At 53.0% G+C, this 13,110-nt stretch carries 13 protein-coding genes; 6 read left to right on the forward strand and 7 right to left on the reverse strand.

The window, feature by feature from the left end; translation table 11 throughout:
- Nucleotides 1-4: 4 nt before the first annotated feature.
- Complete coding sequence (locus SynSYN20_RS06405; RefSeq protein ID WP_186525197.1) at nucleotides 5-334, reverse strand: TMEM165/GDT1 family protein; 330 nt, start codon at nucleotides 332-334, stop codon at nucleotides 5-7.
- Nucleotides 327-701, reverse strand: a complete 375-nt coding sequence (locus SynSYN20_RS06410) for a YkgJ family cysteine cluster protein (RefSeq protein WP_186525198.1) — start codon at nucleotides 699-701, stop codon at nucleotides 327-329. Before SynSYN20_RS06410 ends, SynSYN20_RS06405 begins: the two co-directional genes overlap by 8 nt.
- Nucleotides 702-819: 118 nt before the next feature.
- Between SynSYN20_RS06410 and psb30 the strand changes: the two genes are divergently transcribed.
- Nucleotides 820-927, forward strand: a complete 108-nt coding sequence (gene psb30 / locus SynSYN20_RS06415; RefSeq protein ID WP_038013133.1) for a photosystem II reaction center protein Ycf12/Psb30 — start codon at nucleotides 820-822, stop codon at nucleotides 925-927.
- Here the strand turns inward: psb30 and SynSYN20_RS06420 are convergent.
- Complete coding sequence (locus SynSYN20_RS06420; RefSeq protein WP_186525199.1) at nucleotides 906-2,270, reverse strand: chloride channel protein; 1,365 nt, start codon at nucleotides 2,268-2,270, stop codon at nucleotides 906-908. The genes psb30 and SynSYN20_RS06420 overlap by 22 nt on opposite strands.
- The gene (gene recJ, locus SynSYN20_RS06425; protein ID WP_186525200.1) at nucleotides 2,267-4,162 is read right to left on the reverse strand and encodes a single-stranded-DNA-specific exonuclease RecJ; all 1,896 of its coding nucleotides are present in this window, start codon (nucleotides 4,160-4,162) and stop codon (nucleotides 2,267-2,269) included. Before recJ ends, SynSYN20_RS06420 begins: the two co-directional genes overlap by 4 nt.
- A gap of 61 nt (nucleotides 4,163-4,223) precedes the next feature.
- Here recJ and SynSYN20_RS06430 point away from each other — a divergent pair, with 61 nt between their 5' ends.
- Genes SynSYN20_RS06430 through SynSYN20_RS06440 form a run of 3 tightly spaced genes read left to right on the forward strand, consistent with a single transcriptional unit; the run spans nucleotide 4,224 to nucleotide 6,257 of the window.
- Nucleotides 4,224-4,988, forward strand: coding sequence for an HAD-IA family hydrolase (locus SynSYN20_RS06430; RefSeq protein ID WP_186525201.1), 765 nt, complete (start codon nucleotides 4,224-4,226; stop codon nucleotides 4,986-4,988).
- Nucleotides 4,988-5,326, forward strand: a complete 339-nt coding sequence (locus SynSYN20_RS06435) for a DUF565 domain-containing protein (RefSeq protein WP_186525202.1) — start codon at nucleotides 4,988-4,990, stop codon at nucleotides 5,324-5,326. The genes SynSYN20_RS06430 and SynSYN20_RS06435 overlap by 1 nt, the downstream gene beginning before the upstream one ends.
- A complete protein-coding gene (locus SynSYN20_RS06440; protein WP_255476396.1) occupies nucleotides 5,316-6,257 on the forward strand; it encodes a kinase in 942 nt (313 codons plus the stop codon). Before SynSYN20_RS06435 ends, SynSYN20_RS06440 begins: the two co-directional genes overlap by 11 nt.
- A gap of 2 nt (nucleotides 6,258-6,259) precedes the next feature.
- On the opposite strand, the gene rpmF is transcribed toward SynSYN20_RS06440, so the two are convergent.
- Nucleotides 6,260-6,436: a 50S ribosomal protein L32 gene (gene rpmF / locus SynSYN20_RS06445; RefSeq protein WP_006852524.1), complete on the reverse strand. Its 177-nt coding sequence runs from the start codon at nucleotides 6,434-6,436 to the stop codon at nucleotides 6,260-6,262.
- Nucleotides 6,437-6,523: 87 nt separating this feature from the next.
- Between rpmF and ftsH the strand changes: the two genes are divergently transcribed.
- Together ftsH and SynSYN20_RS06455 are read left to right on the forward strand one after the other, a co-directional pair.
- On the forward strand, nucleotides 6,524-8,419 hold the full coding sequence (ftsH, locus tag SynSYN20_RS06450) for an ATP-dependent zinc metalloprotease FtsH (protein ID WP_186525203.1): 1,896 nt from the start codon (nucleotides 6,524-6,526) through the stop codon (nucleotides 8,417-8,419).
- Nucleotides 8,420-8,451: 32 nt separating this feature from the next.
- Nucleotides 8,452-11,238 carry a UPF0182 family protein gene (locus SynSYN20_RS06455; RefSeq protein ID WP_186525506.1) on the forward strand — a complete coding sequence of 929 codons (2,787 nt, stop codon included), beginning with the start codon at nucleotides 8,452-8,454 and terminating at the stop codon, nucleotides 11,236-11,238.
- Nucleotides 11,239-11,712: 474 nt separating this feature from the next.
- Here SynSYN20_RS06455 and SynSYN20_RS06460 read toward each other — a convergent pair whose 3' ends face one another.
- Nucleotides 11,713-11,955 carry a hypothetical protein gene (locus tag SynSYN20_RS06460; RefSeq protein ID WP_186525204.1) on the reverse strand — a complete coding sequence of 81 codons (243 nt, stop codon included), beginning with the start codon at nucleotides 11,953-11,955 and terminating at the stop codon, nucleotides 11,713-11,715.
- Between the two features lie 496 nt (nucleotides 11,956-12,451).
- On the reverse strand, nucleotides 12,452-13,054 hold the full coding sequence (locus SynSYN20_RS06465; protein WP_006852528.1) for a peroxiredoxin: 603 nt from the start codon (nucleotides 13,052-13,054) through the stop codon (nucleotides 12,452-12,454).
- Nucleotides 13,055-13,110: the final 56 nt, after the last annotated feature.

Raw genomic sequence — 13,110 nt, forward strand, 5'->3', positions numbered from 1 at the left:
CAATTCAGCGTGATTGGGTCTCTATCAGTGACTGCAAGGCTTGACTTCCCAGCCACAAACCCAGTCCAACCATCAGCAAACCAGCCATTTGTTCCAGGCGTTCTGGGGGAAGGATGGTGGAGAGCCAACGTCCCACCAGTACGCCCACCAGACTTGAACAGATCAACGCCAGCGCGGCCCCGATGAACACCAACCATGGCTCGCCGGATTGGGCGGACAGAAGGAGGGTGGCTAATTGGGTTTTGTCACCCAATTCAGCGAGGAAAACGGTGGTAAAGGTGCTCAGCAGAACGGCATTAAAACCAAGCTTGCTGTCGCTACCTGCTTCAGTCATCGGAATTCTGAGGTGAGCGAATCAACCGCTCGAACTTACGCAGTTCCAGGCTTCTTCCGCCGTGAACCGATCGAATTTGCTGCCGACAGCAATCAATAGCGAAGGCATTGACTTCCTCCTTAGGTACCGCAAATAAATCGGCCAATCCGCTCACCCTGCAAAAGTCAGGGCGGTCTTCATAAATCCTGCAGCGCCGGCCTCCTTGGTCGAAATGCCTGCACCATCCGTCCTCCCCCACCATCTCCAGATAGATCGTTTGCTGATCGTCCGATAACACTTCAAGAGCGTCCTGTCGTTCAGCCGGAGCAAGCCTGCAACAAGCACCGCAGTGATTCAGGCAGGACCAGTGAAGGGGCGGGCGGCTCATGGTTCAATTCAGAGGTTGCTGTGACAAGGCATCACAGTGATACCTCTCGATAAGGGCAATGCGGTGGAACGCCCCGTACCCTTTTGGAGGCATCACGCTGATCAACTGCTTTCCTTCCATGGGATTTGACATCCACCTGATTGCAAATTTTGGGGCTCTTGCTCTCATCACGCTTGCTGGCCCAGCAGTGATCTTCATCCTCTTCTACAGGCGCGGAGCTCTCTGAAGCTTTGCGAGTGCGTGATACACCGGTGTTCGCGAGACCAGCCGGCCGGTGTAAGCGGCAATCACGGCCGTGAGACAAGCTCCTGCAAATAATTGTTGATCGCCGACGAGTCGCCAGGAAAAAATTAAGGAGACCAAGGGCAATTGGGTGGCCCCAGCTAGTCCTGCTGCTAAGCCAAGCCCTACGCCCACTTGGGTGCTGAATCCAATCACCGCACAGACCGTGTAGCCGAGAACGGCACCGAAGGTGAGCGATGGGTCGATTAACCCGCCTGGTACTCCTGGTGCGAGGGCGAGCATGGGACCGATCACCCGGACAACGGTGATCCAAATGCTCACGATCCCCGAGCTGAAATCAGAATGCTCAGAGCCAAGTTCCGGCAAGCCTCGCTCAAGCAGTTGTTTCACGAGTGCCTCACCATCCGCAGTGCTTGTTCCCCAGCTCAACAGGGCGAGCAAACTCAGTGCGGCGCCTAGGCACAGACCGGTGCGCAGGGGACGCTGTCGGACCAATGGAGATAAGCGTGCTGTGGTCCACACAAGTCCTCGATTGAAGAATCCGCCCACAAGACCAGCGGCGATTCCAATCGGAATCGCCAGCATCAGTTGTTCTTTTTCTGGCGCATACACATTGATGAGACCTAAGCCGAAGATCGGTTCTCCTCCAAGGTTTGAAAATCCAGCCGCGGCCACACACACCAGCAAAGCCGGCCAGATCGTGACGATTGAATATTCAGCTGTGAGCTCCTCAAGCATGAACACAACGCCCAGCAAAGGAGTGTTGAAACCACCGGCTAGACCCGCTCCTCCGCCAATGGCGACCATCTGTCGTTCGGTGAGAGCTGGCATCCAATTGGGCCAACGTTTTTGCGTGGCGCGTGCCACCGCTGAGCCAAATTGCACCACTGGACCTTCTCGTCCCAGAGGAAACATGGCTGCTGTCGCTACCGACCAAAGGATTCCTCTGTGCAGCGTGCTGCCTGCTTCCATCGCATCTGGCATCAACGATGGATCTTCCAGCGCGTTCATCGTTGAAGGAATTCCAGATCCAGCGCCGCCTCGCCACGGTCCTCGTTGAAGCATCAACAGGATCGGCATCACCACAACGGGAGCCATGGCAATCAGCAGACCAATGGAGGTCCAGCGGGTTTGGCCGGTTGTTGGCAAGAAATCGAACAACCACTCCTGAATGCGATCGACGAGATTCAGGGGGAGGCAAGCCAGGCCAATCAAGACGCCAACAGCTAGCAATCCAATGAAATGGCGCCCAAGTCGATTGATTTCGTTCAAGACCGACGCTGGGCCACGGAATCGTGAGTTTGTTGTGTTGAGTTCAGAGGTCATGGAAGAAGGCCAAGGCCAATGCAAGCGTCTTGAATGAGGCCAGCAACGTAAGGGTGTCTTGCTCTGTTGTCTTCACTTTCAAAGACACCGTTGCTGTTGACCAATCCAGACAGCCTTTCCCCAGATGGATTCCGAATCTCTACGGTTGATCCGTGGGGGCTCGTGCAGCGATAAACGCCAAGGCCGCGGTGCAGATCCAAGCAGGCGTGATGTTCGCGTAGGGCCTGGATTTCGAGCTGCAGTTTTGCTTCTCCTTGCCAGCGGTTGAGGCTGATTCGAAACGCCACGTCCACGATGGCTGGCAGTGGTTGGCTTTGTTGCCAGCGCCAAGCGATAGCTTCCCTCTCACAGTTGTCTTGCGCCAAGGTGAGTTTGAGGTGACCGCCGCGGAGCAATCGCTGGGATGTCACTGTGCAAGCTCTCGACCAAAACAGTGGTGCTGGATGGCCGATTCCAAAAGGTTCCAGAGAGAGCAATGCGGACCAGAGTTCGTGATTGATCGCTGCGAGCGACAACAGTGCTTCTGGTTCCACCAGGATTCCTTCCCCACGCTTTTGAATCCAGGTCAGAGCCAAGGCATTGAGCTCCTCATGCAGGCGATGCACTTGCTCGGCTTTCACCGTGAATCCCCCTGCGGCGGGGTGGCCGCCATGGCGCTCGAGAAGGGCTGTGCAGTGGTTGAGAGCGTTGTCGACGGCGAACCCTGCTGGAGCCCGCACCGAGGCCCGCATCAGGCCATCGCCATCAGCAGCCAGTAAGGCGGTTGGACGTTGGAATCGTTCCATGAGGCGTGCCGCAACGATGCCAATCACCCCGTGATGCCAGTGGCCTTGAGCGAGAAGAAGAAAGGGTGGTAATGGATCACGGTCAGACTCCAATAGGGCCAAGGCTTCGGCCTCAATGGCATCACACAGTTCCCGCCGCTGTCGGTTGAGACTGTCGCATTGGCGGCCAAGCTCAATCGCGCTGTTTTGGTCGTCGGCGGTGAGTAAATCCACCACCAATTGGGGATCGCCGATTCGCCCTACGGCGTTGATTCTGGGAGCCAGTTGAAAGCCGATGTCATCGGCGCGCAGTGGCCGATCACCGAGTCCAGCAAGTTGCTGCAGGGCGCGCACTCCAGGACAGTTGCTTCGATGGAGATGAAGCAACCCTTCTCTCAATAGTGTCCTGTTGGCTCCTGTCAGCGGTGCCATGTCGGCCACCGTTCCAATGCAAAACAAATCACGAGCACTGGCGATGGCTGTTGGTTGGCGCATACGTTCTGCGAGTTCGCGCGCCAGGACATAGGCGAGTCCAACGCCTGCTAATCCTCGATAGGGAGAGTGGTCCGGCGTGGTGGCCGGATGAATTAGAGCGAGAGCTTTTGGGCGTGTCTTTGGGAGCGTGTGGTGATCGGTGAGCACCACCTCTATGCCCAGATCTTCAGCTCTACTCAAGGCCTCGTGAGCCGCCACTCCGTTATCGACAGTGACAATGAGCCGAACGCCACCATCGTGGAGTTCATTCACCATGGAACAGTTCAAGCCATAGCCATCAGCCATACGGCTTGGGATCGCTGCTTGGGGTTCCGCCCCCAAGGTGCGCAAGGTGCGCAGCAACAACGCCGTACTCGTCATGCCATCGGCGTCGTAGTCACCACAAATGGCAACGCGTTCTGCTTTCAAACAGGCTTGATGCAAGCGTTGGACCGCCGTTTCCAATTCAGGGAAGTGGCCATCCGGCTTGGGTAAGGGGGAATCACTCAGTAAGGCATTCACCTGATCTGGTTCTGTCAGACCGCGGCGGAACAGCAGTGCACGCAGGGGTAGAGGAAGGGGAACCGCATCGAGAGCAGTGAGGTCAATGCCCCGCGGTAGTTGCCATTGCTGAATTGAGGCGGCAGACGGCAATGGGCAGGAGCGCAGGCAGCCTGCATTGTGCTTCGTCCTTCAAGCTGTTGCCATGAATTGCATGGCTGTCATGCCTGTCTTGAAGACCGTGTTCTGGGATGTGGATGGCACCCTTGCGGACACTGAAATGGATGGGCATCGACCAGCCTTCAACCAAGCTTTCGTTGAACAGGGTTTGGATTGGACCTGGGATCCAGAGACTTACAAGCGTTTGCTCAGCATTCCTGGTGGAATCCTTCGTATGAAAACTTTTGCGCAGCAGCAGGGTGAGGTCTTGAGCGATGCGCAGTTTGCTCAGCTGCGCATGTCCAAACAGCGTCACTATCTCGATGCAGTGCGTGCCGGAGCTGTGACTCTTCGCCCAGGCGTGGAAAGACTTCTTCGTGAGCTTCAGGCGCGGGCGATTCCTCAATGGATTGTGACCAGTAGTGGTGGTCCTTCCGTATCCGCGTTGTTAGACACCCTGTTTCCCGGCGGCGACCATCCGTTTGCTGGTGTGATTAGTGCCGATGATGTATCGAGGCATAAACCCAATCCTGATCCCTATTTGAAGGCGCTTGCATGCAGTAACACCGATCCTGATGCGGCCTTGGCGTTTGAGGATTCAACGCCGGGCCTTCTTTCGGCCAGAACGGCTGGCCTGCGCTGTCTGCTGATGCCTTCTCCATGGGATCAGGAGCTCCATCGCTATCAAGATCAGGCCGTGGCGATGCTGGATCATCTGGGGAGTGCCCAGATCCCATGCACTGTTTCGAGCGGCCCCCCTTGTCTGGATGGGCTTGTCACGCTGGAGTACTTGCAGATGCTTCTCGTCTTACCTGATTGATGACGACCCATCTCACCCGCTATGAACAGTTTCAGAGACGGATTGGTGTTCAACTCACACGAGCGCTAACTGGATCTTGGCGTCGCCGCAGCCTGGGTGTTCTCTCCCTGCTGCTGGGGTTCCTTTTGGGCAGCAACTTCACCATGTATTGGTTTCAAAAGGTCGATCAACAACGCCCTTTCGTGGTGTTTTACATGGTGATTGTTATTGAGCTGTTGATTCGAGGACGCAGCTATGTGAAGCAAGAACCATGGCCCCTGGGCTGGCTAGCTCTCGACAACATCCGCGTTGGAGCCGTCTTTTCCGTTGTGTTTGAGGCCTTCAAGCTTGGCTCTTGATCCGTCTCCAATGGCTCCAAAAGGGTTGCCTTTGCTCCTTGAAGCCTTGGGTTGGTCCGAACCCGAGCGCTGGTGGGGCCATTGGCAGCAACGCGGTGGTTTTGAACTTGCCCGTTGCATCTGGCCCGAGAACGTGAACGATGAATGGCTGCTGGGTGTGGCGTTTCCATTGCTCTCGCAGGTAGAGAGCCTCATGGAGATGGGTGGTCGTCCCCTGCTCGGACTGAGTGCTCTTCCTGGATGCGGAAAAACCACCCTTTGCGATTGGCTTGTGCAAGCCAGTTCCGAGTTGGGATGGTCGATCGCGTTTCTTTCAATCGATGATTTTTATTGGCCTGGTCCAGAGCTTGATCGACGGATGGCAGGAAATCCCTGGGGTGTGCCCAGGGCAATACCAGGTAGTCACGATCTGGAGTTGATGGCCATAGCTCTTGATCAGTGGCGAGAGACAGGGATATTGAACGCCCCTCGCTTTGATAAATCCCTCCGTCAAGGTCGAGGGGATCGCAGTGAATGGGTTCGCTCCACTCCTGATTTAGTGGTGCTGGAGGGATGGTTCGTGGGCGTTTGCGTGCCTGATGAGATTTGTTCCGCTCAGAACTTGCACTCGCTTGAGCTCACAAGCGAAGAGATGCTGTATCGCGAGCGGCTCATTCGGCTCGTCCCTGACTATGCACCGATCTGGAATCGAATCGATAAGCTCTGGCACCTCAAATCTCAAAGCGGTACATCGAGCCGGCTTTGGAAGCGACAGCAGGTGGAAACCCAAACCAGGACCACCGGTGTTCAAGTGTCTGAATCCGCTGTCCAAGATTTTGTTCGGATGATTGAAACTGCATTTCCAGCACCTTGGCTGCAGGATCTGCATCAATCCGATGTTGTGATTGATCTCACAAACCAACGCGCCGTTCGTGAGATCACCTTGAAATGAACTCAGTCCTCGCTGTCATCAGCATCAGCAACCGGATACACAAAACCTTGAGCACGGCCACTCAACACTGACTTGCCGATTGACATGGCACGTTGTGCAGCAGTGGCTGCTTTTGCCTTCCAAACAGCATGCCTTTGATTGCGCTTGCTCTTAGAGGTTTTCTTCTTCGGTACAGCCATTGCAGCCGGAACTCTTCCAAACGCCCATAATCTACTTTCGAGAGTCCGCTCGTCAAATCGCTACTCTTAATACATCGCAGGAACGGTGTGAGTTCAGGTCCGGAAGATCGTGAAATCATCGTCTCCCAGGCATCTGGGACCGATGCCAAGGAAAGCCCCACCAATCCGTTCGCTCGCTTTAAATCGGATCCCCCGCCGAGTTACAGCGAGTTATTGACGCAAATTTCAGCGGGAAAAGTCAAAGATCTGCAATTGGTTCCTGCTCGTCGGGAAGTGATCGTGGAATACGACGACGGCCGCAATGCCACTGTTTCCACACTGGCGAACGATCAACAGATCTTGCGTACAGCTGAATCTGCTGGCGTTCCCTTGACGGTGAAAGATGTTCGTCAGGAACAAGCTTTGGCTGGGTTGGCAGGAAATTTGGCCCTGATCGCCTTGATTGTGATCGGCCTTTCTTTTCTGCTTCGTCGCTCGGCGCAGGCCGCAAACAAAGCCATGGGCTTTGGTCGCAGTCAAGCTCGGATCCGCCCTCAAGATGAAATAACCGTTCGATTTGAGGACGTTGCCGGGATCAGCGAAGCCAAGGAGGAACTCCAGGAGGTCGTGACCTTTCTGAAGCAGCCCGAGAGTTTTATTCGTCTTGGAGCGCGGATCCCTAGGGGTGTTCTGTTGGTAGGACCGCCGGGAACGGGAAAAACACTGCTGGCCAAGGCCATTGCTGGGGAGGCTGGGGTTCCGTTTTTCTCGATTGCGGCATCTGAGTTTGTAGAGCTGTTTGTGGGCGTTGGTGCCAGTCGCGTTCGCGATTTATTCCGCAAGGCCAAGGAGAAATCGCCTTGCATCATTTTTATCGATGAAATTGATGCCGTTGGCCGTCAACGCGGTGCAGGAATCGGCGGGGGCAATGATGAACGGGAGCAGACCCTGAATCAGTTGCTCACTGAAATGGATGGCTTTGCTGATAATTCAGGTGTGATCTTGCTTGCCGCCACCAACAGGGCTGACGTGCTCGATACGGCCTTAATGCGTCCAGGCCGTTTCGATCGTCGTATCCATGTCGACCTGCCTGATCGCAAGGGGCGTGAAGCGATCCTTGCGGTTCATGCCCGAAGTAGACCTCTTTCAGACGAGGTGTCTTTGGCTGATTGGGCCCTAAGAACACCAGGATTTTCTGGTGCTGATCTGGCCAATCTCATCAATGAGGCCGCGATCCTCACGGCGCGACATGACCGTTCATTCGTAGGCAGCTCAGAATTAGAGGCAGCCCTTGAACGCATCACGATGGGCTTATCGGCGTCTCCCCTCCAGGACAGTGCCAAGAAACGGCTGATCGCATATCACGAAATTGGCCATGCCTTGGTGGCAGCCCTTACGCCTCACGCCGATCCTGTGGACAAGGTGACCTTGCTTCCACGCAGTGGTGGAGTAGGCGGATTTACCCGATTCTTCCCTGATGAGGAGGTGATTGATTCCGGTCTGGTCAGCAAGGCGTATTTGCGGGCGCGTCTTGTCATGGCACTCGGTGGACGTGCAGCAGAGACGGTGGTCTTTGGTCCTGGTGAGATCACCCAGGGAGCGAGTGGAGATCTGCAAATGGTCTCTCAGCTCGCCAGAGAAATGGTGACTCGCTTTGGATTTTCTTCTCTGGGGCCCGTTGCTCTTGAAGGTGGAGATCAGGAGGTGTTTTTAGGTAGAGACTTAATCCATACCCGTCCTTCTTACGCAGAGAGCACAGGTAAAGCGATTGATGGTTGTGTTCGCCAGCTGGCAATCCAAGCTCTCGATGAGGCGATCGCCTTATTAGAGCCCCGTCGTGAAGTCATGGATCGTCTTGTTGAGGCCTTGATTACGGAAGAAACGCTATCGAGTTCGCGCTTCTATGAAATAGGGGGTCTAGATCAGCCGCAAAGTAGGGAAAATCAATTGACGAATGACGATTTTTATAAACCCCTTCTGGCTCAAAAGCCAGCTTCGACTTGATTCGCTCCACTCCAGTGGCAAAAATCATCCAGATGGTGGGGCGTTTTGGGATCTTGTTGATTCCACTGATTGTGATTGTCTCCAGGTTGCAGGTGGAGTGGTATTGGTTCGATCAGTTTGAACTTGGATCTGTTTATGGCAAACGTTTATGTCTTCAATTAGCAGGCGCACTCTTTGCCTTTTTGTTTGTTGGCGGTTGTGCGCTTTGGCGTCAATCTTGGTTGCGCTTACCTGAATCCCTCAAGGATGAGAAAAAATCTGTCCTGACCGGATATCGCTTTGGCTTCAGCCTGTTGGCATGCCTCTTGGTTTTGCTCTCCGTTCTTGCGATCGATACCCGTCTGGCCTGGCTGGCCTGGAGCGACCCTTTTTCATTGCCGTACTGGTGGAGTCTTCCCTTTTCGACAGCTTGGCCGCTGATGAGTGTGTCAATTTTGGCGTTGATGTTGATCATGTTCGGCCTCACGCGCAGCCGACGGTTAGGCCTTGCCCAGGTTTATGGAAGCGCTTGTGTTTGTTTGATCGTTGCCCGGAGCTGGGGACTCTGGAGCCTTGCTTTTGCGATTCCTGATCTCGGTCGCATTGAACCGATGCTCGGCTCTGATGTGAGTTTTGGTTTGGGTCGTTTTTCTGCAATCGCGCTTGGCCTTGAGTTAGTTCTTTTACAGCTATCCCTCACGCTGAGTACAGCGTTATGGGGTCGATTAACACGTTCAACTTGCCTTAGCGATTGGGCTTTTCCAGGTTTAACCGTGCGTCAGCGACATGGTTTGAGGCCAGGTTTTGCTTTGGTGCTGCTTACCTGCTCAGGACTGATGTGGCTCTCAAGGCACCAGTTGCTTTGGACTCAGGATGGAATCGTTGCAGGCGCCGGATGGCTTGATGTTCATCTGCTGCTTCCTTTGAGATCCGTGGGCTCGATTGCGCTGCTCGTGTTGGCATTTGTTGTTTTGCCATCACCATTCTCGAGTCTTCGTCGCCGTCAGTTACGGCTGATCCTGGCCTGTATTGCAGTGGTGTCGTTTGCCCTGGAGATGGTGTTGTTTCCGTTGATGCACTGGCTTGTATTGCGTCCGCGGGAATTACAGCTAGAGAGCCCCTATATCAGTCGTGCGATTGAGGCCACGCGTCAGGCTTATCAATTGGATGGTATTACCACCACCCAGGTTGAACCATCTCCTCGCTTGAGTCCCCAGGATCTCCAGGACGGGGCAAGTACCTTACGCAATATCCGGTTGTGGGATAGCCAACCTCTTCTCGCGACGAACCGACAGCTGCAGCAGCTCAGGGTTTACTACCGCTTCACCAATGCAGCAGTTGATCGCTATCAGTTGCGTCCTGATTTGCTTGAACGTCAGCAGGTGATTCTTTCTGCGCGTGAACTCGATCAGGCAGCTCTCCCCAAGCGGTCACGCACCTGGCAAAACCGTCACTTTGTGTTTACGCATGGCTATGGATTCACATTGAGTCCGGTGAATTCAAGGGCAGAAGATGGTCTTCCGGATTATTTCATTAGTGATATCGGTCGTTCAGCGCGTATTGAAGGCAATGAATTCCTAGATATTAGTCGCGCCGATGTCAAGAAGAATGTGCCGATTGGAAGGGCTGCTCTCTATTTTGGAATGCTTCCATCTCCCTACGCCGTTGCACCAACTCAAATTGAGGAGTTCAATCATCCAGAAGGTGAGGAAAACACATATAACCATTACTCAGGACGAGCTGGTATCCCACTGGCATCTTTAGGGCAACGGATTGCTGCATCAATTTATATCCGTGACCCGAGGTTGATGAATACGGGCGTCTTGCAAGCTGATTCAAAATTATTGCTTCGACGCGATGTCAAAAAGCGTGTGAAGGCTTTGGCACCCTTTTTGCAGTTGAAAGGTGATCCCTATCTTGTCTCCGTTCCCATGGAGTCTGATCTCAATGAGTATCAGGAAGATCAACATCAATATTGGATTGTTGATGGATACACCAGCTCCAACACCTATCCCTATGCCTCAACGCTTCCTGATGGACAGGAGATGCGCTACATACGCAATTCAGTGAAAGCGATTGTTGATGCCTACAACGGAACGGTACGGCTCTATGTGAGTGAACCGGATGATCCGATGATTCGTGGTTGGCAGAAGGTGTTCCCCGAATTGTTCCTGCCCTTGGCCGCTATGCCTTCGTCTTTGCGACAGCATTTGATGGTTCCTAGTGCCCTGTTTGAATTACAGGTGCAGCAATTGCTTCGATATCATGTCACGAATCCACGTATTTTTTATAGCGGAGATGATGTTTGGCAGGTTCCAATGGAGCTTTATGGAAAAACACAGATTCCTGTAGCTCCATATCACATTACTGCGCAAGTAAAGCCAAGCGTTGACTCTGAATTCTTACTCTTACAGCCACTTACTCCGCTCGCTCGCCCCAATCTTTCTGGTTGGTTGGCAGCAAGAAACGATGCTGACCATTACGGAGAGCTAGTCTTGCTGCGCTTTCCTAGTGATGTTCCGATTTTTGGCCCTGAGCAGATCCAGGCTCTGATCAACCAGGAGCCTTTGATCAGCCAGCAGTTTGGCCTCTGGGACCGAGCGGGCTCTCAAGTCGTCCAAGGAAATCTTTTGGTCGTACAGCTCGGAAATGCTCTTCTCTATGTTGAACCGATTTATCTCAGAGCACGACGAGGTGGTTTACCGGCCTTACGGCGTGTGGTTGTCAGTGATGGCAGTCGTGTGGCGATGGCCAAGGATTTGCGTACGGGACTTGATGCACTCGTGCAGGGGAGTGGGTCTAGAGATGTTGTTGTACAGGAGCTGGATAAAGCCTTATAGACCTAGTTTTTGTTTGGATAAACTTATTCCATTTGACGAAGTGCTTCTCTCAATGTTTTTCCAGGATTGAATAAAATAAATAGGCCCCAAAGAAACAAAGGTATGACCACTAATAATGTATAAGTGCCAACCTGTGGTGAACCATAAAGAGGCTCTGGAATCTGGCTCAGAATCCAGACTGGTGCTAACCACCAAGGGCTGACTCCAATGTCGTTTAGCCTTCGAATGTCAATTTGTACCATGATTGCAAATGCTGCAATTGTTGTGAGTGATGATAGGTTTTATTCCAGTTTTCGGCAGTGATCTCCAATCCCACTAATAAGCACAGTCCAATATTGATGCCAAGGATCTAAAAAAGAATCACCAGTCGATTAATGAACTGTTTGAAATAGTCAAGCCTTCCAAGCTCACCTCTCCAGTCGAAGAATTGAGGTTAAAGAAAAATTTCTGGTTAGCAACGTACACGCGCTTGCTTTATGAGGTGCAGAAGGTTTTGGCTTGCTCAACGCTTTGTTTGTTTTTCATCTCCTTCACGACGCAGTTGCAGGTGGCATTCAAATGGTTCAAGAGCAGTTGTTTCCCAGCTTTCTCGTATTCCTTTCTCATGGCAGAGGAGCACTTGCCGAAAATGATCTTGTCCACCATGCCTGCATGGGCGGGAACAACAGTGATTGCAGCCATTGCAGCAAAAGCAATCACGCCTGGCAATCGGGGCATTGATATCAAAGGGCTATTGGCTTCATGGCAAGGTTGGCCAGACGTCGTATGAATGTCCGTAGTGATACATACTCATCTTCTCTGCACCTGCACTTGATCGGCTGCCAATGAGTCAGCAGGTTTTATTCATTCATAAGCCTGAATCATAGGTGGCTACTACGACAAGACAGCTTGCAACAACGACGAGACCCATCAGAATGATTGAAAGACAGTCTCATCGTTGGCCACAAGTCATCATTTGCCTGTCTCCGATGACACTAATTACACAAGTCAGCAGGGTACTGTCCGATTGGATCAGTCCGCAATATTTGTATTCAGGTAGGTGTTGCGCCTGAGCATGGGCAACCAGAAGGACTCGTGAAGTATTGGAAACACAGAGAGACTAAGCATAAAAAATCGGGATAGATCAGTGACCTATCCCGTGTTTTTAATGATCAGGCCATACGACCTCAAGTCCCTGTAGGTACTAATCCTTACAGGCTTATGACGGCAGCAATCAGCCGATCGCAGCAAAAAACTCTTTGCTGCCCTTGGGATCAGGCTTCATGGTCTTCTCGCCTGGAGTCCAGTTCGCTGGACAGACTTCATCTGGATTGGACTGCACATACTGGAACGCCTGAAGGACGCGCAGGGTCTCATCAACATTCCGGCCAACAGGCAAATTGTTGATCGTGGCGTGCATAATCACACCCTCAGGGTCGATGATGAACAAACCACGCAGAGCCACGCCTTCAGCGTCATCGAGAACGTTGTAAGCAGTGGAAATTTCCTTCTTCAGGTCTGAAACGAGCGGATAGTTGATATCGCCGATTCCACCTTGATTACGTGCGGTCTGGATCCAAGCCAGGTGGCTGAATTGGCTATCCACGGAGATGCCCAGAACTTCAGTGTTCTTGCTGGAGAAATCAGAGTAGCGATCGCTGAACGCTGTAATTTCAGTTGGGCAAACGAAGGTGAAGTCCAGAGGGTAGAAAAACAGCACCACGTACTTACCGCGGTACTGAGACAAGCTGATCTCTTTGAACTCTTGATCAACTACAGCGGTAGCTGTGAAATCAGGGGCCTGTTGGCCCACGCGCAGGCAACCGTTGTCGGTCATGATGAAAGGTCGATGGATACGTGACGGAAGCAGCGGACCAGACTCAATCCAAAGTC

The sequence above is a fragment of the Synechococcus sp. SYN20 genome (assembly GCF_014279555.1).
GTDB lineage: Bacteria > Cyanobacteriota > Cyanobacteriia > PCC-6307 > Cyanobiaceae > Synechococcus_C.

Bases quoted from the DNA above. Each gene is read 5' to 3' on its own strand.
- SynSYN20_RS06405 (WP_186525197.1), bottom strand. From the start codon at position 334: ATGACTGAAGCAGGTAGCGACAGCAAGCTTGGTTTTAATGCCGTTCTG.
- SynSYN20_RS06410 (WP_186525198.1), bottom strand. From the start codon at position 701: ATGAGCCGCCCGCCCCTTCACTGGTCCTGCCTGAATCACTGCGGTGCT.
- psb30 (WP_038013133.1), top strand. From the start codon at position 820: ATGGGATTTGACATCCACCTGATTGCAAATTTTGGGGCTCTTGCTCTC.
- SynSYN20_RS06420 (WP_186525199.1), bottom strand. From the start codon at position 2,270: ATGACCTCTGAACTCAACACAACAAACTCACGATTCCGTGGCCCAGCG.
- SynSYN20_RS06430 (WP_186525201.1), top strand. From the start codon at position 4,224: ATGGCTGTCATGCCTGTCTTGAAGACCGTGTTCTGGGATGTGGATGGC.
- SynSYN20_RS06435 (WP_186525202.1), top strand. From the start codon at position 4,988: ATGACGACCCATCTCACCCGCTATGAACAGTTTCAGAGACGGATTGGT.
- rpmF (WP_006852524.1), bottom strand. From the start codon at position 6,436: ATGGCTGTACCGAAGAAGAAAACCTCTAAGAGCAAGCGCAATCAAAGG.
- SynSYN20_RS06455 (WP_186525506.1), top strand. From the start codon at position 8,452: ATGGTGGGGCGTTTTGGGATCTTGTTGATTCCACTGATTGTGATTGTC.
- SynSYN20_RS06460 (WP_186525204.1), bottom strand. From the start codon at position 11,955: ATGCCCCGATTGCCAGGCGTGATTGCTTTTGCTGCAATGGCTGCAATC.
- SynSYN20_RS06465 (WP_006852528.1), bottom strand. From the start codon at position 13,054: ATGACCGACAACGGTTGCCTGCGCGTGGGCCAACAGGCCCCTGATTTC.